Here is a 20,226-nt window from a genome sequence, read left to right as displayed (position 1 = left end):
TGGGAGCAGGGCTTGCCCGCTCCCACAGCGTCCTGTCAGTCGAGCAACTGGCGCAACTCGAAGCAGTCTTTGGCGTGCCAGTCAGTCAGTTCGGGCCACGGGTTTTCGGGGACGTTGACCAGTACGGTTTTGCTGCCGGCAGCGCGACCACAAGCCAGGTCAAAGTGATAATCCCCCACCATCACCATCTTCGCCGGGGATATGTCCCACGCCCGCGCCAGCTGTAGCAGGCCATCGGGGTCAGGTTTGTGTGCCGCGTTGTCACGGCCCAACACATCCTGTGGCGCAAAGCACTGGTCCAGGCCAATGGCCTTGAGCGTGATGTGTGCCAGCTCCTGGGCGTTACGGGTCAGTACACCCAGACGACACCCCTGGGCGACCAGATCGCGCACCAGTTCGACCGCCCCCGGCGCAGGCGTTGAGGCCAGCGCCAGTTCGCGTTCGTGCTCCAGCAACCAGGCGTGCTTGGCCGCCGCCACCTCGGCGGGCAAGCCGTTGAGGTGGGTCAGGATGTCTTCACCCACGGGGATCTCCAGCTCCCGACGAATCACGGCAAAATCATGCACGGCGACGGTCAGGGTGCCGTCCATGTCGAAAACCCAGTGTTTGACGTCCTTGAGTGTCATGCCCAGTCCTTGCGGTGGCGAATCAAACCTTCCTGCGTGACCGACGCAACCAGTTGGCCTGCGCGGTTGTAGACGCTGCCACGGGAGAATCCGCGAGAATTACCGGCCCACGGGCTGTCCATTGCATAGAGCAACCAGTCATCGGCGCGCAGGTCAGCGTGAAACCACAGTGCGTGATCAAGACTGGCGACCTGCATATCCTTTTGCCACACGCCTTTGCCGTGGGGCAGCAAGGAGGTGGTCAGCAAGCCAAAATCCGAGGCGTAGGCCAGCAGGTATTTATGCAGCGCAGGTGTGTCGGGCAATGTGCCGTCGGCGCGAAACCACACGTACTTGATCGGGTCGCTGACCTTGGGGTTGAACGGGTCTTCGCCCACCACCGGACGAAACTCGATGGGCTTGGCGCACAGCAGTTTTTCACGCATCGACTCAGGAATCAGATCCGCGCGCTGGCGAATCATGTCGAGCTCCGAAGGCAGGTTCTCAGGTCCTACAACATCAGGCATAGGGATCTGATGTTCAAAACCGCCCTCGTCGTATTGAAACGAAGCGCTGCTGGTAAAGATCGGCTGGCCCTTTTGAATGGCGGTCACCCGGCGCGTACTGAAGCTACCGCCGTCACGCACCCGGTCAACCTGATACACCACGGGCAAGCTTGCATCGCCCGGGCGCAGAAAATAGCCATGCATCGAGTGCACATGGCGGGCGTCTTCAACCGTCTGGCTCATGGCTGACAGTGATTGACCGAGTACCTGACCACCGAACAGCTGGCGAAATCCCAAGTCCTGGCTGCTGCCGCGAAAGAGGTTCTCTTCGATCGGTTCCAGGGTCAGCAAATTGACCAGATCATCCAACACTTGGCTCATTCAGATTCTCCTCACACAGAGCAATACCGTCGCAATCTTCGTTACGTCGGTCAAAAATTCCGGCTTTCGCCGCTCTACTGCACCTGCTTAACCGTGCAGGGTTTGCAACCACTGCACCCGCGAAATGCGGTACAGCACGTGGGGCTTTAACACGTCACCTTCAAGCAGCCGTGGATGTTCAAAGTCAGCGTCGGGATCGTGCTGCATGCCAATGGCCTGCATGACTTTCTGGGAGGCCAGGTTCACCTGGCTGGTAAACGACACCACCTGATCCAGCGCCAATCGATCGAAGGCACAGCGCAATGCCGCCCATGCCGCCTCACTGGCGTAGCCCAGGCCCCAATGCTCGGGCGCCAGGCGCCAGCCGATTTCGACGGCCGGGGCGAACGAGGCGTCAAAAGAGACATTCATCAGCCCGGTAAAACCGATAAAGGCCCCCGTGTCCTTGCGCTCCAGCGCCCACAACCCGTAGCCGTATTCGGCAAAGTGGCCGCGAATCCGCCCAATCAGCGCTGCGCTTTCGAGGCGGCTCAAGGGCGCCGGAAAATAGCGCATCACCTGGGGGTCAGCACACATGGCAGCGAACTCGGGCAAGTCTGTGTCTCGCCAGGGGCGCAAGTGCAAACGGGCACTCTCGAGCTCTTTGATTTGCTCCATCGGTTCTCTCCGATTTGTTACCGGGCTTTACATATGTCGGCAGTGTACAGCGCTGTTAATATCCAGCGCTCGTTACGACGCGAAAATCCCTATGCCTGTACCGCTGATTTACCACGATGACTACAGCCCGCAGTTCCCGGCGGATCATCGATTCCCTATGGACAAATTCCGCCTGTTGCGCGATCACCTTGTGGAGTCCGGGCTGACCAGCGATGCGGCCCTGCTTCGGCCCGAGCTGTGCCCTGTGGATATCCTTGCGCTGGCCCATGACCGCGACTATATCGAGCGCTATATGGCGGGCGAACTGGCCCGCGAAGATCAGCGCCGCCTGGGTTTGCCCTGGAGCGAGGCGCTGGCGCGACGCACCATTCGTGCGGTAGGCGGCTCACTGCTGGCCGCCGAGCAGGCGCTGGAGCACGGGCTTGCCTGCCATTTGGCGGGCGGTACCCATCACGCCCACTACGATCACCCGGCAGGCTTTTGCATCTTCAATGATCTGGCCATTATCAGCCGCTATATGCTGGAAAGCGGCCGGGTCAACCGGGTGCTGATTTTTGACTGTGACGTGCATCAGGGCGATGGCACTGCGCGGATCCTTGAACATACCCCGGACGCCATTACCGTTTCCCTACACTGCGAAAAGAACTTTCCGGCGCGCAAGGCCCAAAGTGACTGGGATATCGGCCTGCCGATGGGGATGGGTGATGCCGACTACTTGCAAGTGGTCGACGAGGCGCTCAATTACCTGCTGCCCCTGTATCAGCCGGACCTGGTGCTCTACGACGCTGGCGTGGATGTGCACAAAGACGATGCCCTGGGTTATTTGAAGCTGACCGATGAAGGGGTTGGCGCCCGTGACGAAAGCGTGATGCGCCACTGTCTGGGCCGCGATATTCCGGTGGTGGGCGTGATTGGCGGTGGTTACAGCAAGGACCGCAAGGCACTGGCCCGGCGCCATGGCATTTTGCATCACCGTGCGCAAAAGGTCTGGCTGTCATCGGGTTGTCACTAGGGTGTGATTTTTTACCCACAATGCCTGTGGAACTGCCTGTGGATAACCTGAGTGAAAGCCCCTGCAGGCCACAGAGCACATGGCTCTCAGAGGGCTGTATGTTTTTCATACAACTGCAGCACATGTAGTCGCCGACGAGGCACGAGGCTGCGATAAGGGCCGAAGGTCTTTCATATTTTCGGGCCTGCTTCGCAGGCCATCGCAGCCTCGTACCTCGTCAGCGACTACAGGGTTTGGGGTAGAATGCCCGGCCTATTTCGCCGATTTGCAGCCCTGCCATGACTGATTCCACTGCCTCCCTTCCCCATCACGTCGCCATTATTGGCGGTGGACCGGCCGGTTTGATGGCCGCTGAAGTGTTGAGCCAGGCTGGCGTGCGAGTTGATCTGTACGACGGCATGCCGTCGGTGGGCCGCAAGTTCTTGCTGGCCGGGGTGGGCGGGATGAATATCACCCACTCCGAAGCCTACCCGGCGTTCCTGTCGCGCTACGCCGAACGTGCTCCGCAGATTGCACCGCTGCTGCGCGCCTTCAATGCCGATGCGTTGTGCCAGTGGATTCATGAACTGGGCATCGAGACCTTTGTCGGCAGCTCAGGCAGGGTGTTCCCCACCGATATGAAAGCCGCGCCGCTGCTGCGCGCCTGGCTCAAGCGCCTGCGCGACTCCGGCGTCGTTATCCACACTCGCCATCGCTGGCTGGGCTGGGACGCCGATGGCCCGTTGCGGATCCACAGCCCTGAAGGCGAGAAGCACGTGAAGCCGGACGCGGTGTTGCTGGCGCTGGGCGGCGGCAGTTGGGCCCGACTGGGATCGGACGGTGCCTGGATGCCATTACTGGCCGAGCGAGGTGTTGAACTGGCGCCGTTGCAGCCGAGCAATTGCGGGTTTGATGTGGCGGGCTGGAGCGAGGTGCTGCGCAGCAAGTTTGCCGGTGCCCCGCTGAAAAACATCGCCATTGCCCTGGAGCACAGCCCGCCGCGCCTGGGCGAGTGCGTGATCACCGCCAGCGGGATTGAAGGGAGTTTGATTTACGCCTGGTCGGCGCCGATTCGCGAGGCGATCAATCAACGAGGTGAAGCCACGATCCTGATCGATCTGTTGCCCAACAAGCCTGTGGATAAAATCCAGGCCGCACTGGCCAAGCCCCGCGGCTCGCGCTCGATGAGCAAGCACTTGCACAGCCAGTTGGGGCTCGATGGCGTGAAAGCCGCGTTGTTGCGCGAGTTAGCGCCAGCGGAGCACTTCAACGACCCGGCGCAATTGGCCAAGGCCATCAAGGCATTGCCCCTGAAACTGATCAAGGCCCGTCCGCTGGACGAAGCCATCAGCAGCGCCGGTGGGGTGAAGTTTGAGGCTGTGGATGAAAACCTGATGCTCAAGGCATTGCCGGGGGTGTTCTGCGCGGGCGAAATGCTTGATTGGGAAGCCCCCACCGGCGGCTACTTGCTCACAGGCTGTTTTGCCAGTGGCCGTGCCGCAGGGTTGGGGGTTTTAAGCTGGCTGAAAGCACAACACTAATCAAACGGTGGGAGCGGGCTTGCTCGCGATGGCGTCAACGCGGTGGCTCAGCCAGACCGCGTTGCCTGCATCGCGAGCAAGCCCGCTCCCACAGGTTCAGGGTGCTTAAGGCTTGCGCTTGCGCGGGCCGGTGTTGAACACAGGCACTTTACGCACCGGCTTGACCGATGGCTCGGCCGGTGCTGCTTCGCCGCTGTCCACCCATTTGCCCAGGTTGCGCTTGCCGCCACCGCCCGAGGTTTTCGGCTTTTTCGGCTTTTTCGGCTTCTTCGGCTTTTTGACCACCTGACCCGAAGCATCCGTCTCGGGCACACGGTGCTCCGGCTCGAAGTCTTGCTCTTCGTGGCGCTTCAAGGTCTGGCGGGTCAGCATCTCGATCGCCGACAGCATGTTCACTTCGTCAGCACAGACCAGCGAAATGGCTTCGCCCTTCTGCCCGGCGCGACCGGTACGACCAATGCGGTGAATGTAGTCTTCGGCCACGATTGGCAAGTCGAAGTTGACTACCAGCGGCAGGTCTTCGATGTCCAGACCGCGTGCGGCGACATCGGTGGCCACCAGGATTTGCACTTCGCTGGCCTTGAAGCGGTCCAGCGCCCGTTGACGCGTGGCCTGCGGCTTGTCGCCGTGGATGCCGTCAGCGTTGATCCCCAACGCTTGCAGCTTGCCCACCAGTTCATCCACACCGTTGCGGGTTTTGGCGAACACCAGTACCTGCTTCCAGTGCTGGGTGCGCAGCAAGTGCAAAAACAGCTCTGCCTTGCGCTTTTTGTCGACCGGGATAACCCATTGCTTGACGCTGCTGGCCGCCACGTTACGCGGGCTGACTTCGATGCTCAGCGGGTTGTCGAGCATCTGCTCGGCCAACAGGCGAATTGCGTCAGAAAAGGTGGCCGAAAACAGCAGGGTCTGGCGCTTTTTTGGCAAGGCGCGGTAGATGTCGCGCAGCTCTTCACTGAAGCCCAGATCGAGCATGCGATCCGCTTCGTCGAGAATCAGGGTTTGCAGCTGGTTGAACTTGATCGCCTTCTGGCGATACAGGTCCAGCAGACGGCCAGGGGTGGCAACCAGTACATCAACGCCTTTACGCATTTTCATCATTTGCGGGTTGATGCTGACGCCACCGTACACCGCGTAGGTGCTCAACGGCAGGTGTTCGGCGTACTGGCGAATGCTCTCGTGAACCTGTTCGGCCAGTTCACGGGTCGGCACCAGCACCAGTGCACGCACCGAGTTGCTGGCGACTTTCGGGCCTTCCATCGTCAGCGACTGCAACAACGGCAGGGCGAAACCGCCGGTTTTGCCGGTGCCGGTCTGGGCAGCAGCCATCAGGTCGCGGCCAGCCAGTACTGCGGGGATCGCTTGGGCCTGAACCGGGGTTGGGGTCTTGTAGCCGAGCGTCTCAAGGGCGCGCAGCAGGGGTTCGATCAGGCCAAGGGTGGCGAATGTCATGGGGATACCGTCGAAAAAGGTCTGCGCAGGGGTGCATACGTTGCAATGGCGCGCAGTTTACCCTAATTCACACGGGTTTCTGCTTGCGCCACTGCGGCAACCCGATCAACACCACGGCGCTGATGATCACGGCCATGGCCAGGCACTCTTCAAAACCAATGGTCTCACCCGCAAAGGCGATCCCCAGCATCACTGCCACGGCCGGGTTGACGTAGGCGTAGCTGGTGGCTGCGGCCGGGCGCACATTTTTGAGCAGGTACATATAAGCGCTGAAGGCGATGATCGAGCCAAAGAACACCAGATACAGCAAAGCGCCCCAGCCTGCGGCCGTCGGCATTTGGGTCATGCGCTCGCCGCTGACCAGGCTGCCCACCAGCAGTACCGCACCCGCAGTGAGCATTTCAGCGGCGCTGGCCATTGGCCCGGGGGGCAGCGGCAGGTGCCGGCTCCAGACCGAACCAAACGCCCAGGCAGCGGCGGCAAAAATCACCATTGCCGCGCCCATAGGGCTGGCTTGCAGGTTGGAGCCCAGGTTGAGCATGCCGATGCCCACCAGCCCCAGGGCGATACCCGCCCATTCCAGGCGGGTGTTGCGTGCGCCCCAGAAGTAGCCGAACAGCAAGGTAAACAACGGCACGGTGGCCACGGCCAGCGCGGCGACGCCAGACGCTACCCCCGAGTGCTCGGCCAGGGTCACGCCACCATTGCCGCAGGCCAGCAGCAGAAAGCCGATCATGGCCGCCGAACGCCATTGCACCGCTGTCGGTGCAGGCGCGCCCCGCCAGCGCATGAAGGCGTACATCAAACTGCCCGCTATCAGAAACCGCACCCCGGCCATCATCAAGGGAGGCCAGGACTCAATGCCGATGCGAATGGCCAGGTAGGTCGAGCCCCAAATCACGTACAAGGCAAAAAAAGCACCAATCAGTTGTAGCGGAAAACGACGCGCGGCAGGCATGGGGCAGCTCAAGGGCAGAGGCAGGGGACTGGGGAGTTTAGACAAGGGAGTGCGTAATAATAAGTAACAGAACGCACCAAAAGTGACCGTACACTTTTATGCCTGCCTGAGGGAGCAACACAAAACCCGTGGGCGATTGGCTTGCCTGCGAGGCTGGCAACGCGATCAAACTGACACCCCGTGGCGATGCCATCGCGAGCAAGCCCGCTCCCACCGTTTAAAACCCGCGATAGCGCTTCAGATGTTCGTTGACCTTCGCTGCCGGGACTTTTTGCAAACCACACAGCAGGTCGTGACTGAGCTCTTTCAACCCATGCTTCTGGCGCAGTTGTTCAGCCAGATAGGCCGTCAGGTTGGCCGCCATTTCAGCATCGGCCATGGCCCGGTGAGCCTGGCCGGTATGGGGCAAGTCGGCAAAGGTGGTCAGGGTCCCCAGCTTGTGATTGGGGGCAGCCGGCATCAAGCGTCGCGCCAGCAACAAGGAGCAGGCGAAATTCTGCAAACGGGTGCGCTTGATGCGGCCCATTTCAAAATCCCAGAATTTTTGGTCAAAGGCGGCGTTATGGGCCAGCAACGGTGTGATGCCAACGAACTCGTTAACCTCGTTCATCACCTGTTCGGCCGACGGCGCAGTGCGCAGCATGGCATTGCTGATGCCGGTCAATTGCTCGATAAAACCCGGGACGCGTACGCCCGCGTTCATCAGGCTTTGGTAACGTTCGACAATGCGACCGCGCTCAAGAATCACCACGGCAATTTCGGTGGCCCGGCAACTGCTGCTCGGTGAGATGCCGGTGGTTTCAAAGTCAATAACCGCGATGCGTTCCAAACCTGATCAATCCTGTAAAAGTGAGGGTTACTTAAGCAACAAATTGCCTTCAATCGGCACGTAGCGGCTGGCGGCGCGAATCAATGAGTTGGCGGTCAGGCCGGGCACGCCATAAGCCACGGTTTCGACGCCGTGCTTGCTGGCAATGCGTTCGAGCAACAGGTCGAAATCGCCGTCACCCGAAGCCAGCACCACTTCATCCACATGGGCGGCAACGTCCATGATGTCGATGGTGATGCCTACGTCCCAGTCGCCCTTGGCCGAGCCGTCGCTGCGCTGGATGTAGGGTTTGAGTTTTACCGTGAAGCCGAGGTTGCGCAGGATCTGTTGAAACTGCTGCTGCTTGCTGTCACCCCGGTCGATCGCATAGGCGTAGGCCTCGACGATTTCACCGCGTTTGGTGATATCTGCCCACAGGGCCGCGTAATTGAAATGGCAGCCATAGGCCTGGCGGACCGTGTAATAGAGGTTCTGCACATCCGCGAAGACCGCAATTTTTTTCACCGGCAAACCTCATGACGCCCGGGCAAGCGGGCCGCGACTGAAAACAAGCTCGCAGTATGCCAGCCTGCCAGGGGTTTGCGCGGATAAACCGCCCGGCGTGAGCCCGCTGACTTTCAGCCGCGTTAACATTTGCTCATATCGACCCCTCATCGGTTAAAGTGGCGCACCGCTTTTGACTGCTGACAACTGCCAATGAATCCGCTGACCGTTATTCGCGACTCCCTGTACTTCTTCCAGCGCAATCTGAGCCAGATCGTGATGCTGTGCTTGCCGCTGGTCATCCTTGAAGCCGTGTTGCAGCACATCGTTGACAACGCCGTGGGCCCGGATCCGTCGCCCGGCTACAGCCTGATTGTCGGGCTGCTGCTCTATCCGCTGTACACCGGCGCCCTGATCCTGTTTCTCGATGCCCGCAGCCGGGGCGAAAGCCCGCGCAACCGCGACCTGCTGGCACTGGCCATCAATCTGTGGCCCAAGTTCGCCCTGCTCTCGGCAATCAGCACATTGCTGATCGTGCTGGGGCTGTCGATGTTTTTTATTCCGGGCATTTTCCTGACCGTCGTGCTGGCATTTGCCGAGTACCGGCTGGTATTGCGCGGTGATGCTCCGCTGGCAGCCATGAAGTCGAGCTTCACCCTGACCCGTGGCCATTTCTGGCGGATCTTTGTCTGCATCCTGGCTGTTCTGGGGCCCCTGATGCTGCTCAAGGAACTGAGCTACTCACTGTTTTCCAAGGACGACAACACACTGCTATCGCTGACACTCGACAGTGCGAACAGCTTTTTGCAGTTATTTGTCTCTGTAGTCCTGTTCCGTTTATTTATGTTAATTAGCGAAAAATCTGACCAATAAAAACAATCAGCTCCTACAAAAAGAGCCTTGGAGTGGCCCACTGCCGTCGGGTATGTTCGGACACTCCCTGTAACGTCATAAGCCGAGCCCATGCCACGTTTCTTGCGCCGCACCGTATTTGGTCTGCTGCTGATATCAGCATTGCTGGCATGCCTGATTTATAGCGTGACATGGCGACCCGATCCCAGGGAGGTGCTGACCTACAGTTGCCCGATCACGGCTCCCGTCCTGATGCCCGGCCAGGCACTCAAGGTCATGACGTGGAACATCCAGTACCTGGCCGGCAAGCGTTATGTGTTCTGGTACAACCTGGAAGACGACAGCGGCCCCGATACACGCCCTACCCGTGATGACATGGCGTACAGCCTGGATGAAGTGTCGCGGGTCATTCGTGACGAACGCCCTGATCTGGTGCTGCTGCAAGAGGTCGATGACAACGCCAAGGCCAGTGGCTACCAGGATCAACTGGCCCTGCTGCAAGAGCGCCTGATCGATATTTACCCCTGCAGTACCCAGGCGTTTACCTGGAAAGCCGACTTTGTGCCCGACTGGCATATTTTCGGCAGCGTCGGGCGTACCCTCGTGACCCTCAGTCGCTTCCAGATCGAACACGCCGAGCGCTTGCAATTGCCCGTGGCCGACGCCAACGTCATCAGCCGCCAGTTCCAGCCCAAACCTGCATTGCTGGTCAACTACCTGCCGCTCAACGACGGCGGGCAACTGGCTGCGATCAACACTCAACTGGATCCCCCTTCGCACGACAACAGCAACCTTCGCGCACAGATGCAGACCGTCGCCACCCTGGTCGACAAGCTCGAAAGCCAGGGCACGCCCTGGTTGATCGGGGGGGATTTCAACCTGCTGCCCATAGGCCAGTTCTTGCGTCTGCCCGCCCCTCTGCGGCTGGGCTACTCAGCGGACAGCGAGTTGCACCTGCTGTGGGAAAAATACCCGATGATCCCCAGCAACCCCGAAGCCACCGGCATCGACCGCGAACTGTGGCTGACGCACTTCCCCAACGACCCCCGTGTCGAAGAACCCGACCGCACCCTCGACTACCTCTTCCACAGCCCAAAGCTGCAGCGCATTGAAGGCTACGTTCGCCAGGAAGACACCTTGACCATCTCGGACCACTTGCCGGTGCTGGGGCGGTTTTTGTTGCCTGCGGACTGAATCAGGATCGCCCTCGTCGTGACCTGCCATCCAGAGTGAAGTGCTGATTGCTTTGCCTGTAGTTGTACGATGACGTATAACTACAGGCACTCAACGGTTGTCCCGCGTGTGGAGAAACTTCATGACTGATTCAAAGCGTTTCGACAATTACATTGCTGGCGAGTGGGTCGCAGCCCCCGCCTACAGCTCAAACATCAATCCATCTGACCTGTCCGATGTGATTGGCGAATATGCCCAGGCAGATGTCACCCAGGTTCAGGCCGCCATCGATGCTGCCCGCACAGCGTTCCCGGCCTGGTCGACGTCAGGTATTCAGGCGCGCAGCGACGCACTGGACAAGGTCGGCAGCGAAATCCTCGCGCGCAAGGAAGAGCTGGGCAACCTGCTGGCCCGTGAAGAGGGCAAGACCCTGCCTGAAGCGATCGGTGAAGTCAGCCGCGCCGGTAATATCTTCAAGTTTTTCGCCGGTGAATGCCTACGCCTGTCGGGCGACTACCTGCCCTCGGTGCGCCCGGGCGTGCATGTGGAAGTCACCCGTGAAGCCCTGGGCGTGGTCGGCTTGATCACCCCGTGGAACTTCCCCATTGCCATCCCTGCCTGGAAAATTGCCCCGGCCCTGGCCTATGGCAACTGCGTGGTGTTCAAGCCCGCCGATCTGGTACCGGGCTGTGCCTGGGCGCTGGCCGAGATCATCTCCCGCGCGGGCTTCCCGGCGGGCGTGTTCAACCTGGTGATGGGCAGTGGTCGGGTGGTGGGTGAAGCCATCGTCAGCAACCCGAAAGTGGACGGGGTCAGCTTCACCGGCTCCGTGGGCGTGGGACGCCAGATCGCGATCAACTGTGTTTCGCGTCAGGCCAAAGTCCAGTTGGAAATGGGCGGCAAGAACCCGCAGGTCATTCTTGACGATGCCGATCTCAAACAAGCCGTCGAGCTGGCCGTGCAGAGCGCGTTTTACTCCACTGGCCAGCGTTGCACCGCGTCAAGCCGCCTGATTGTCACGGCCGGGATTCACGACAAGTTCGTCGAGGCCATGGCCGAACGCATGCGCTCGATCAAGGTTGGACATGCCTTGCAGGCGGGCATCGATATCGGCCCGGTCGTGTCCCGCGCCCAGTTGGACCAGGACCTTGGCTACATCGATATTGCCCGGAACGAAGGCGCCCGACTGGTCGCCGGTGGCAGTCTGGTGACGTGCGACACCGAGGGGTATTTCCTCGCCCCTGCCCTGTTTGCCGACAGCACGGCCAACATGCGCATCAGCCGCGAAGAAGTCTTCGGCCCGGTGGCCAACATCATCAAGGTCGCAGACTACGAAGCGGCCCTGGCGATGGCCAATGACACCGAGTTCGGCCTGTCGGCGGGTATCGCGACCACCTCGCTCAAATATGCCAATCACTTCAAGCGTCACTCCCAGGCCGGGATGGTGATGGTCAATCTGCCGACGGCAGGTGTTGATTACCACGTGCCGTTTGGCGGGCGCAAAGGCTCGTCCTATGGCTCCCGCGAACAGGGCCGTTATGCGCAGGAGTTCTACACCGTGGTCAAAACCAGCTACATCGGGTCTTGATACGCTGATCCTGCACTGTAGTCGCTGACGAGGAACGAAGGCTGCGTCCGATTGCGAAGCGATCGTAAAACCTGAATGCGCGATCTAACTGAAATACCGCGCCGCCTGTTTTTACGACGGCTTCGTCGGAGTGCCGCACCACGCGGACGCAGCCTTCGTTCCTCGGCAGCGACTACAGGTAGTTGCGCTAGGCTTTACGCGGTTTGATCCGGGCCGTGGCTTCGGCCACCAACGGATCATCGGGCCAGTAGTGCATGGTATCACCTATGTCCAATCACCATTGACACCGAAATCCCCCGCGAAACCGGGGCTACCGCCCGATACTTACAGAACTGGATTGACTGTCAATGATTGGGGCAAAGGTTGACATAAATCCTGCCGATTGCAGGTAGGATTGACAGCGGCCAAAACATCCACAGCCAGTTTAGGCGCTCGACATTGACAGTGCCCATAGAGAGGAGCAGTCCGACTGAGGCCAACGGATACATAAATTGATCAATGCAGACTAGAAGGAAGCAATGTATTGAACCTCGAACAAAGCCTAGCGATTCTGCATGAGCACTTTGACAAAGTTTTCCGTGACGCCACTTTAGCTTCATCCATCTCGCATGCAGAAGTCCGACGCATAATCTGCCTTATAATTGATCAGCAAAATAGTGCCCCTGCCGAAGACAGACTATTGTCTCACTATTACCAGTTCATTTTTGCTACCGAAACACTTCACACGTCATACCGTATATATGAACTAACTGATATGGGGAGCTGGATTGGATGGGCGTTATCAGAAGACACCAGAGACAGTCACTCAAAAAATTTACATCTGGGGAGAATCTTTGACTTCTATTCATCAGCGGTGGTAAGAAACTGGCCAGGGTTTGTGCCGGTGATGGTGAAATTTTTCAGCGCCTTCTACTACTACGCTCGCGAGCGAACAGCCATGAACAATATAGCACGCGAGCTATGGCCCTTCGCCGCATCGACTTTTACAGACACGATGAATCTGCCTGCGGAATACATTTACATTGACGAAGCAAATCTTGGAAGTCAAATGGCATGCTGGGCAGCAAAAGAAGCGCCTGACTTGGCCAAGACTTTCGTTCCATACCTAGAGTCTGTCGCTGGCAAAAATACTCTACCAGATTAAGTCCGTGCCGTTCATTATTACACCTTGTCTACTACAGCAAGTGCGTTCTCAAGCAAAGCATCGCATGAGTGGGCAGCAAAGGCACTCGCCGACTTCAATGAAAACCTCGCTGAGCCGCATAAGCTGCAACTGCTAGCCACTATCTATGCAGGCAATAAGGATGGAGACCCATCCGCACTTCTCAGAAAGATAAACCTTGTCCAAGGTTTCTATAAGTCAAAGCTTGACGGAATTAATTTCTTTCGTGATGCAGCAATGCGGAGCGGCTCAATTTTGCCGTTTGTCGTCAACAGCTTGAACGCCGGTAAAACCCACGTCACGCTTGACGGTTTACTGCTGTGGCACCAGTTACTGACAGCCAATTCCAATATCAATGCACAAGATCTGTACATATCTATTCCGTTCGGTGAGCATGGCTATCTCGCAGCTTTAGGCGACGAGAAAATATTCATTGAGCGTGATACTCAGACCTTTATCGAGCAACTGGTACAATCGAGCAACCATTTTTTAGGCGTGGCAAAAACCATCGCTTATTCCGACAACTCTGGTCTAACAATTCCAAATAGAATAGGAATCCCTAAGTATGGGAATTCTACAGAATACGAAACAGCCCTAACTAGAAGCTATTGCTTTTCTCCATTTCCGTTCAACGCCAAACCTTTATACCAGTTGATTCTTGATACTGAGTGTACCCCGCTGCAAGCGATACAGCTCAAAGTGCGGGGTGAAACATGGCCGCTAACCTCATCGTTATCCACTCCAAAATCTGACAGAAAACCGCAAAATGTTTTGATTTGGTGTGGTGGCGGAAGTCTTACAGAAGAACTTGAGGCCGAAGTAATTAAGCACATCTTTGAATCTGCCGGAGCCACCGTAAAAGTGGTCTGCTTCACCGAAGCCACGCAACAAAGCTTCATCGACGCTTATAAAGACCCTAAGTACGATATTATTTGGGTCGCATCCCACGGCGAGTTTGATCACTGGTCTCCTAAACATGTGAAAATGCACATCGGGGATAATTTATCCGTTTCGCTTGAGGATCTATGGGAGCAGGCTCCAGTCATGGATAAACGGCGATTAGCATTTCTAAACATTTGTGACGGAGCGCGATTTGAGGAACGCGGTTTTCTACCAAAAATCGGTATAGCCCCAGGTTTAGCGAGCGCAGATCAAGCGACAATTTCCCATCTATGGCCTGTCATGGGTTATCCAGCAGCAGCGTTCGGAGCTTATCTAGCTTTCAATTTGGCGGCTGGGAACTCTTATTTCGACGCCTATAAGATGGCGATGCTTGCAATTAGGAGGTCTACATTAGAGATCGCAGACGACCTTGCCTCCAAAACTGGAAGAGAATTTGATTTAATCCGTCAGCTTCGAAGGAAAGAGGAAGATTATACTCCACTTGAGTTCTACGGGTCGGCAGCCTTCTACCAATAACCGTGCTTTTCAGCAGTTCAACTCCCAGCTCAGTTGGGTAGCTCGCACTCAGTGACTGCGTTCTGGCTGAGATGCCCCATAGCAGTAACCGTCCGGCGAACTCACCTACCGAACTCCAGCATTAAGGGCGATTGTGTCCGCGTATTTTTAAGCGAACGCAATCACCCTTATCGCTAGGATTTCCATGCGCCAACGTAGCTCTTATCCCAAAACGTTCAAAGCCCAGGTCGTCCAGAAAGCGCAATGCGGTAAGATGTGATTGCGGGACGCTTACCGCCAATAAGCGGAAAGCCCCAAAATAGTGGTTGCGCGGCCATTTTCGGTTAATATTTTCTGAGTGTTCGGCGCACATTTTAAGAAAATCTTGGCGCGGTTAAGAAAATCTAGCCAGCGACAGGGGAAAAAATGGGAAATCTAGTGGGTTACGCCCATTTGATCAATGCGATGGAGCTCTACCCACCGGTGCGGTAGCAACTGTCTGAATCGCCCCGGATTCTCTAGACACCTTGCAAGCCAGGAGCCGGGCTCACAATACCTGACACATAAGTAATATTCGCGGCAGCATTCTGAAAGGTATCATTGGTTATTCTCTGGTCAGAAGTAAGTCAGCACTAGGAGACAATCATGAAAGTATTTAAAGCATTTTTTACCATTTCAATATTGGCCTTGTCGTCTTTGGCAATAGCTGAAGGAGGTGGTGATCGCGTTTACGGTCGGATGATGCAAGAAAACCAACAGGCGATGGAGCAGTACGCCTTGAAAAACGGGAAGTCTAACCCTGAAATTGTTCATTATAAATATGGTATGGACCTAGATATTCATAAGGTCGTCAGTATGACGCAAGCTAATATAAACTGTGCTGTTGCGCCTTCGCGTATGACCTTTGAAGATTCGGCTGGCAAGCTCAACACTGTAGAGTACAGGGTTATGGGTACTAACTGCCCACGCGGAGGATAGACTAAGGTAGCCATGGTAGGTTCTCTGGAGCGCATGTGCTTAATGGTTGCCAAGTAACGACGAGTGCAGACATTTTCGAATCTTATTTGGATTAGGTTCGATTTATTGTTGAGTAACCACTGCCACTCCATTAACGAACACTAGCTAGCAACAAATGTTCGCTTACCAGATACACCCCATCTCTGTGTTTCTCCTTTGGTTGTGGAGATGGTTTAGGCGCCCTAGTGGCGCCTTTTTTATGGTGTGTCACCCATACGACTACAAATGCTTAATAACTTTTTGCCAACTTACAGGTGGGTGGTTATAGCCAGTGAGGAGTCCGTCTCAATTTTGATAGCTCATTAGAGTAAGCACTCCGTCACTTGCATGATCAAGGGCAGTGACCACGCAAGAATTAAGGAAAGTTTGAAAACTAGTTTGCCGGGTATTCGGCAATCACTTGGTTAATACCTGTTTTGCTCAGGCCAATTACCTGATAAGCATCCTTCTTTCCACCGACCTCCATGCCAGGTGAGCCTGTCGGCATGCCAGGTACAGCAATCCCGATAAGGTCGTCGCGTTTGATCAAAGCAACTATTTGCTCTGCAGGTACATGGCCTTCAACAAATTTTCCGTTGATCATAGCGGTGTGGCATGACGAGAGACGCGGAATAACACCCAAGTCTTTCTTGACTCTGCTCATGTTGGTTTCTACATGATCAACGACGGTGAAACCGTTGGCTTCAAGGTGCTCCATCCACTTCTTGCAGCATCCACAGTTAGCGTCACGATGGACGTTGATCGTCAGCAATTCTGTGGCATGACCTGCGGAACTGATAAACAGAACCGAGAGTGCAGCAAGGCGCAGTGCCCGACCAGGACGAAAAATGTTATTTCGCATGGGTATGTTCCTTCCCATCAGCATGGGTATGATTTTTTGGCTAAGCGGTCTGAGTTGAAGACGCGTCATGTGAAGCCTTGCCACCCTAAGGATGGGTATGTTGGGTACTTTCATCCTGAGAAGGTGCTGCTACCTCACCGTAGTCGCTGTCTCTCGCCATGATGGTCTTCTGCTTCGGTTACCTCTTCGGCTGCATCTGCATGAAGATATCCAGAGGGAGCACCTTACCGGCAGCTACTATTGCGGCGACCACACCAGTAGAGGTCAATGTTTTTTCATGTCATGCACTCAGAACCACATCCGAATACCGGCAACAAATCGAGCCTCGCTGGTCCTTTCTCCTTCGTCGCTCGCCAGGTCGGCCGTCTTGCCGTAGGAGCGGTTCCAGCTAACTCCAATGTAGGGGGCAAATTGGCGAACAATCTCGTAACGCAATCGCAACCCCACTTCGGTGTTAGCCAATCCAGACCCAATGCCACGCTGAGGATCATTTTTCCCGTATAAATTTACTTCGGCTGTAGGCTGCAAGATCAGGCGATTGGTCAGCAGAATGTCGTAGTCGCCCTCAAATCGAGCAGCGGTCTGACCGTTCTCACCGATGTAGGCAGTGGCTTCGGCTTCAAAGTTATACAGGGCCATGCCCTGTATACCGAGCGCTCCCCAAGTTTGTGGCGACCCGGGCTTGAAATCTTGCCGTACGCCGGTGACGACATCCCACCACGGACCGATGGCGTGTCCCCAAAGTGCGGAGAGTTCAGAGCTTTCCGTTACACCATTGGTACGTTCACCTTCCGAGCGCAACCACAGTCGGTCAACGTCACCGCCGATCCATCCTTTTGCATCCCAGGCCAGTGCACTACCGTTATCAGCATCCTGGTACTCAAACTTATCCAGCAGCATGAAGGAGTTGAGTTGTTTGTCGTGGACACCATGACCTGCCACATCTGGAAAGGCGGCTGCACGGTCAGCGTCGGTAAGTACGGGGATCGAGGTTCGACTCGTGGCGGTCGCCCCTCCACCCATGCTTTCCATACCTTCCATTGCCCCGTCGTCCATGCTCATCTTACTGTGATCCATAGACCCCATCTTGCTGTGGTCCATTGAACCGTGATCGGGCTTAGTTTCGTTTGCCGTAGTTGCAGGTTTGTTAGTTGCTTTCGCAGTAGATGAATGATCACTACTATCTTCTCCTGCCATCACCACAGAAGAGAGTCCGCCCATCAGACCAACGACAAAGAGGCAACCCACCAGCGATTTATTACGATTTACGTATGTGCTCACAGATCGTCTCCTTTACTCATCAACCCGTACTTCACGGAACATGCCCATTTCCATATGGAAAAGTAGGTGGCAGTGATAGGCCCAGCGACCTAAGGCATCAGCGGTGACTCGATAACTGCGCTTAGTACCTGGTGGCATGTCAATTGTGTGCTTGCGCACCATGAACTTGCCATTTTCGTCTTCAAGGTCGCTCCACATGCCGTGAAGGTGGATGGGATGGGTCATCATGGTGTCATTCACCAGGGTGATCCGAAGACGCTCCCCATACTTCAGACGAAGCGGCTCTGCGTCTGAAAATTTGATTCCGTTGAAGGACCACGAAAACTTTTCCATGTGACCGGTCAGATGAAGTTCAATAGTGCGATTGGGCTCGCGGCCGTCAGGGTCTTGGAAAGTGCTTCTCAAATCAGAGTAGGTGAGGACTCGACGACCATTATTCCGCAAACCTATGCCAGGGTCGTTTAGCTTTGGCGTAGGGCTCATGGCTTGCATATCAACCAAGGGGTTGTTGGTTTCGGATGCTGGATGGGCCTGCATTTCGCCACTCATATCGCTCATCCCAGCCATCTGGCTGTGGTCCATGCCGGCCATATTGGACGTGTCGCCTTTGTCCATTCCCGCCATCTTGCTGTGATCCATGCCGGCCATGTTAGACATGTCACCGCTGTCCATGCCGGTCATGTCGCTTTGGTTCATCCCCGTCATCTTGCTGTGATCCATGCCAGCCATGCCTGACATTTCACCTTGCTTCATATCGCCGCCCATACCAGCCATGCCGCCATGGTCCATGCCCTCCATACCGCCCATACCCATGTCATCCATGGTCAAAAGCGGCCGAGGATCGATCGCAGGTACCTGTGCTTTCAAACCTTCGCGAACTGCCAAGGTTCCACGTGCATAACCGGTTCTATCCATGGACTGGGCAAAGATGGTGTAAGCCTCTTCGCTGGTAGGTTCTACGATCACGTCATACGTTTCTGCCACGGCGATGCGGAATTCATCGACGCTGACTGGTTTGACATGTTGACCGTCAGCCGCCACAACGGTCATTTTCAAACCAGGGATGCGAACGTCGAAATAGCTCATAGCTGAACCGTTGATAAAGCGCAGGCGCAGCTTCTCGCCCGGCTTGAAAATACCGGTCCAGTTACCGTTAGGCGCTTGGCCATTCATGAGATAGGTGTAAGTATCCCCACTGACGTCTGCGAGATCAGTGGGGTTCATTTTCATTTCAGCCCACATCTTGCGGTCGGCCACAGCAGCAGACCAACCTTGCTTGCTGACGTCGCCGATAAAGTCGCCCACGGTACGTTTGTGGTGGTTGTAGTAGTCCGATTGCTTCTTGAGCTTGGCCATGACACGACTAGGATCTTCATCGGTCCAGTCAGTCAACATCACCACATAGTCGCGATCGTATTGAAAAGGTTCAGGCTCTTTAGAGTCGATGACAATTGGACCGTATACGCCTGCCTGTTCCTGCAAGCCTGAATGGCTGTGGTACCAGTATGTGCCGTTTTGATGCACATTGAATTTGTACTCGTACATCCCGTCGGGCGCGATGCCATGGAAACTCAACCCCGGTACACCGTCCATATTGGCGGGCAGAATGATCCCGTGCCAATGAATCGACGTGTCTTGGTCTAGGCGGTTTTTCACACGCAGTGTGACCGTTTCGCCTTCGCGCCAACGAAGCAAAGGTCCGGGCAACGAACCATTGATGGTCATGGCTGTGCGCGGCGAGCCAGTAATATTTACAGGGATTTCACCAATAAACAGATCAAATTCGTTACCGGTGAGAATGCTCGGCAGACCAGGACTGGTCACTGCCCATACAGGAGTGCGCCACAGACCAAGGCCGCCGAGAACGCCACCAGCGGCCAGGCCTTTAACGAATGTCCGCCTAGAGGTTTTGGAATTCATGCCGTTTACGTCCGATCAGTGAAAAAGGGAAGCCGTGCGAAACAACCAATGAGTTGCTCAACAGGTTGAAGGAACTCTCTCGGGGGGATGCGCCCGAATGAGCTTAGCTCGCCGTCACTAAAAACGAGTGTTTACGGCAAGCGAGCTCAGAAATTGCCACATTTGAACCATCACAGTGATTACATTTCTGTCAGTTTTGATGCGCAGTAAGCTATTCAGCAATTCTTGTGGCCCATCGCTTTGACTTTGCTTTCTGCGATCGGGGGCTGGGTGCTCTGTTGTTGGGCTATTTGATACGATTCCATTGAATTATTCCTAGCTACTTCCATGCGGGCGAACGTCCGGTCACCACCGCCTTCAGCCATAGCAAAAGAAGAGACGGTTAGGGCTGCAATGATGAACAAAGCTTTGATGGATTTCATTTTAGTGTCCTCTGGGAGTATTGGTAATCCCTAAATCCACATCAAACGATGATTCTTAGGGGAGAGCTTAAGGCTCAATAGGACTATAAAACTCATGCCCTGTCAGAAGCCTTAGCTGAATATTACAGTTGTGTCAGGTTGGCATATTTCTCTTGAGGAATACGCTATT

Annotated in this window: 19 protein-coding genes; 8 read left to right on the top strand and 11 right to left on the bottom strand. The window is 56.0% G+C overall.

The features are described from left to right. Positions 1 to 35: 35 nt before the first annotated feature. The 3 genes from V6P94_RS06640 to V6P94_RS06630 form a co-directional block, all read right to left on the bottom strand. Positions 36 to 626 (bottom strand): HAD family hydrolase, encoded by a 591-nt coding sequence (locus tag V6P94_RS06640; RefSeq protein ID WP_133076968.1) that lies wholly within the window; start codon positions 624 to 626, stop codon positions 36 to 38. After that, entirely contained in the window at positions 623 to 1,492 is an 870-nt protein-coding gene (gene tesB, locus V6P94_RS06635; protein WP_133076969.1) for an acyl-CoA thioesterase II, read from the bottom strand. Before tesB ends, V6P94_RS06640 begins: the two co-directional genes overlap by 4 nt. Before the next feature lie 87 nt (positions 1,493 to 1,579). Continuing rightward, positions 1,580 to 2,149, bottom strand: coding sequence for a GNAT family N-acetyltransferase (locus V6P94_RS06630; RefSeq protein ID WP_338649130.1), 570 nt, complete (start codon positions 2,147 to 2,149; stop codon positions 1,580 to 1,582). A gap of 91 nt (positions 2,150 to 2,240) precedes the next feature. Between V6P94_RS06630 and V6P94_RS06625 the strand changes: the two genes are divergently transcribed. Together V6P94_RS06625 and V6P94_RS06620 are read left to right on the top strand one after the other, a co-directional pair. Further along, the gene (locus tag V6P94_RS06625) at positions 2,241 to 3,161 is read left to right on the top strand and encodes a histone deacetylase (protein ID WP_133076971.1); all 921 of its coding nucleotides are present in this window, start codon (positions 2,241 to 2,243) and stop codon (positions 3,159 to 3,161) included. A 278-nt stretch (positions 3,162 to 3,439) separates the two neighbouring features. Next, on the top strand, positions 3,440 to 4,681 hold the full coding sequence (locus tag V6P94_RS06620; RefSeq protein ID WP_133076972.1) for a TIGR03862 family flavoprotein: 1,242 nt from the start codon (positions 3,440 to 3,442) through the stop codon (positions 4,679 to 4,681). A gap of 105 nt (positions 4,682 to 4,786) precedes the next feature. Here the strand turns inward: V6P94_RS06620 and V6P94_RS06615 are convergent, their stop codons facing one another. From V6P94_RS06615 to V6P94_RS06600, 4 genes are all read right to left on the bottom strand, one after another. After that, positions 4,787 to 6,133: a DEAD/DEAH box helicase gene (locus V6P94_RS06615; protein WP_338649129.1), complete on the bottom strand. Its 1,347-nt coding sequence runs from the start codon at positions 6,131 to 6,133 to the stop codon at positions 4,787 to 4,789. A gap of 67 nt (positions 6,134 to 6,200) precedes the next feature. Further along, positions 6,201 to 7,091, bottom strand: a complete 891-nt coding sequence (yedA, locus tag V6P94_RS06610) for a drug/metabolite exporter YedA (RefSeq protein ID WP_133076974.1) — start codon at positions 7,089 to 7,091, stop codon at positions 6,201 to 6,203. A 217-nt stretch (positions 7,092 to 7,308) separates the two neighbouring features. After that, positions 7,309 to 7,920: a PolC-type DNA polymerase III gene (locus V6P94_RS06605; protein WP_133076975.1), complete on the bottom strand. Its 612-nt coding sequence runs from the start codon at positions 7,918 to 7,920 to the stop codon at positions 7,309 to 7,311. 27 nt (positions 7,921 to 7,947) lie between these two features. Further along, positions 7,948 to 8,424 (bottom strand): NYN domain-containing protein, encoded by a 477-nt coding sequence (locus V6P94_RS06600; protein WP_133076976.1) that lies wholly within the window; start codon positions 8,422 to 8,424, stop codon positions 7,948 to 7,950. A gap of 192 nt (positions 8,425 to 8,616) precedes the next feature. On the opposite strand from V6P94_RS06600, the gene V6P94_RS06595 reads away from it, so the two are divergent. The 6 genes from V6P94_RS06595 to V6P94_RS06570 all read left to right on the top strand — a co-directional run bounded on the left by V6P94_RS06595 (position 8,617) and on the right by V6P94_RS06570 (position 15,554). Continuing rightward, positions 8,617 to 9,276, top strand: a complete 660-nt coding sequence (locus V6P94_RS06595) for a YciC family protein (RefSeq protein WP_133076977.1) — start codon at positions 8,617 to 8,619, stop codon at positions 9,274 to 9,276. Positions 9,277 to 9,366: 90 nt separating this feature from the next. Next, a complete protein-coding gene (locus V6P94_RS06590) occupies positions 9,367 to 10,449 on the top strand; it encodes an endonuclease/exonuclease/phosphatase family protein (RefSeq protein ID WP_133076978.1) in 1,083 nt (360 codons plus the stop codon). A gap of 121 nt (positions 10,450 to 10,570) precedes the next feature. Continuing rightward, positions 10,571 to 12,016: an aldehyde dehydrogenase family protein gene (locus V6P94_RS06585; protein ID WP_133076979.1), complete on the top strand. Its 1,446-nt coding sequence runs from the start codon at positions 10,571 to 10,573 to the stop codon at positions 12,014 to 12,016. A gap of 523 nt (positions 12,017 to 12,539) precedes the next feature. After that, positions 12,540 to 13,160, top strand: coding sequence for a hypothetical protein (locus V6P94_RS06580; RefSeq protein WP_326425213.1), 621 nt, complete (start codon positions 12,540 to 12,542; stop codon positions 13,158 to 13,160). Positions 13,161 to 13,184: 24 nt separating this feature from the next. Continuing rightward, positions 13,185 to 14,597: a CHAT domain-containing protein gene (locus tag V6P94_RS06575; RefSeq protein WP_010655525.1), complete on the top strand. Its 1,413-nt coding sequence runs from the start codon at positions 13,185 to 13,187 to the stop codon at positions 14,595 to 14,597. A gap of 624 nt (positions 14,598 to 15,221) precedes the next feature. Next, positions 15,222 to 15,554, top strand: a complete 333-nt coding sequence (locus V6P94_RS06570; RefSeq protein ID WP_133076980.1) for a DUF2790 domain-containing protein — start codon at positions 15,222 to 15,224, stop codon at positions 15,552 to 15,554. A gap of 412 nt (positions 15,555 to 15,966) precedes the next feature. Here the strand turns inward: V6P94_RS06570 and V6P94_RS06565 are convergent, their stop codons facing one another. The 4 genes from V6P94_RS06565 to V6P94_RS06550 all read right to left on the bottom strand — a co-directional run bounded on the left by V6P94_RS06565 (position 15,967) and on the right by V6P94_RS06550 (position 20,057). Further along, positions 15,967 to 16,434 (bottom strand): DUF411 domain-containing protein, encoded by a 468-nt coding sequence (locus V6P94_RS06565; protein ID WP_133076981.1) that lies wholly within the window; start codon positions 16,432 to 16,434, stop codon positions 15,967 to 15,969. 288 nt (positions 16,435 to 16,722) lie between these two features. Continuing rightward, positions 16,723 to 17,655, bottom strand: coding sequence for a copper resistance protein B (locus V6P94_RS06560; protein ID WP_133077084.1), 933 nt, complete (start codon positions 17,653 to 17,655; stop codon positions 16,723 to 16,725). Between the two features lie 72 nt (positions 17,656 to 17,727). Further along, on the bottom strand, positions 17,728 to 19,635 hold the full coding sequence (locus tag V6P94_RS06555) for a copper resistance system multicopper oxidase (RefSeq protein ID WP_133076982.1): 1,908 nt from the start codon (positions 19,633 to 19,635) through the stop codon (positions 17,728 to 17,730). Between the two features lie 215 nt (positions 19,636 to 19,850). Further along, positions 19,851 to 20,057 carry a co-regulatory protein PtrA N-terminal domain-containing protein gene (locus V6P94_RS06550; RefSeq protein WP_010655520.1) on the bottom strand — a complete coding sequence of 69 codons (207 nt, stop codon included), beginning with the start codon at positions 20,055 to 20,057 and terminating at the stop codon, positions 19,851 to 19,853. Between the last annotated feature and the right edge of the window lie 169 nt (positions 20,058 to 20,226).

It is taken from the genome of Pseudomonas sp. ML2-2023-3 (genome assembly GCF_037055275.1).
GTDB lineage: Bacteria > Pseudomonadota > Gammaproteobacteria > Pseudomonadales > Pseudomonadaceae > Aquipseudomonas.
Note: the sequence above shows the minus strand (reverse complement) of the source record. Positions and strands in the feature narration are given on the sequence as shown.

Coding starts and splice junctions, on each gene's coding strand:
- V6P94_RS06640 (WP_133076968.1), bottom strand. CDS start 626: ATGACACTCAAGGACGTCAAACACTGGGTTTTCGACATGGACGGCACC.
- V6P94_RS06595 (WP_133076977.1), top strand. CDS start 8,617: ATGAATCCGCTGACCGTTATTCGCGACTCCCTGTACTTCTTCCAGCGC.
- tesB (WP_133076969.1), bottom strand. CDS start 1,492: ATGAGCCAAGTGTTGGATGATCTGGTCAATTTGCTGACCCTGGAACCG.
- V6P94_RS06550 (WP_010655520.1), bottom strand. CDS start 20,057: ATGAAATCCATCAAAGCTTTGTTCATCATTGCAGCCCTAACCGTCTCT.
- V6P94_RS06620 (WP_133076972.1), top strand. CDS start 3,440: ATGACTGATTCCACTGCCTCCCTTCCCCATCACGTCGCCATTATTGGC.
- V6P94_RS06630 (WP_338649130.1), bottom strand. CDS start 2,149: ATGGAGCAAATCAAAGAGCTCGAGAGTGCCCGTTTGCACTTGCGCCCC.
- V6P94_RS06625 (WP_133076971.1), top strand. CDS start 2,241: ATGCCTGTACCGCTGATTTACCACGATGACTACAGCCCGCAGTTCCCG.
- V6P94_RS06565 (WP_133076981.1), bottom strand. CDS start 16,434: ATGCGAAATAACATTTTTCGTCCTGGTCGGGCACTGCGCCTTGCTGCA.
- V6P94_RS06555 (WP_133076982.1), bottom strand. CDS start 19,635: ATGAATTCCAAAACCTCTAGGCGGACATTCGTTAAAGGCCTGGCCGCT.
- V6P94_RS06570 (WP_133076980.1), top strand. CDS start 15,222: ATGAAAGTATTTAAAGCATTTTTTACCATTTCAATATTGGCCTTGTCG.
- V6P94_RS06590 (WP_133076978.1), top strand. CDS start 9,367: ATGCCACGTTTCTTGCGCCGCACCGTATTTGGTCTGCTGCTGATATCA.
- V6P94_RS06560 (WP_133077084.1), bottom strand. CDS start 17,655: ATGGGCGGACTCTCTTCTGTGGTGATGGCAGGAGAAGATAGTAGTGAT.
- yedA (WP_133076974.1), bottom strand. CDS start 7,091: ATGCCTGCCGCGCGTCGTTTTCCGCTACAACTGATTGGTGCTTTTTTT.
- V6P94_RS06585 (WP_133076979.1), top strand. CDS start 10,571: ATGACTGATTCAAAGCGTTTCGACAATTACATTGCTGGCGAGTGGGTC.
- V6P94_RS06615 (WP_338649129.1), bottom strand. CDS start 6,133: ATGACATTCGCCACCCTTGGCCTGATCGAACCCCTGCTGCGCGCCCTT.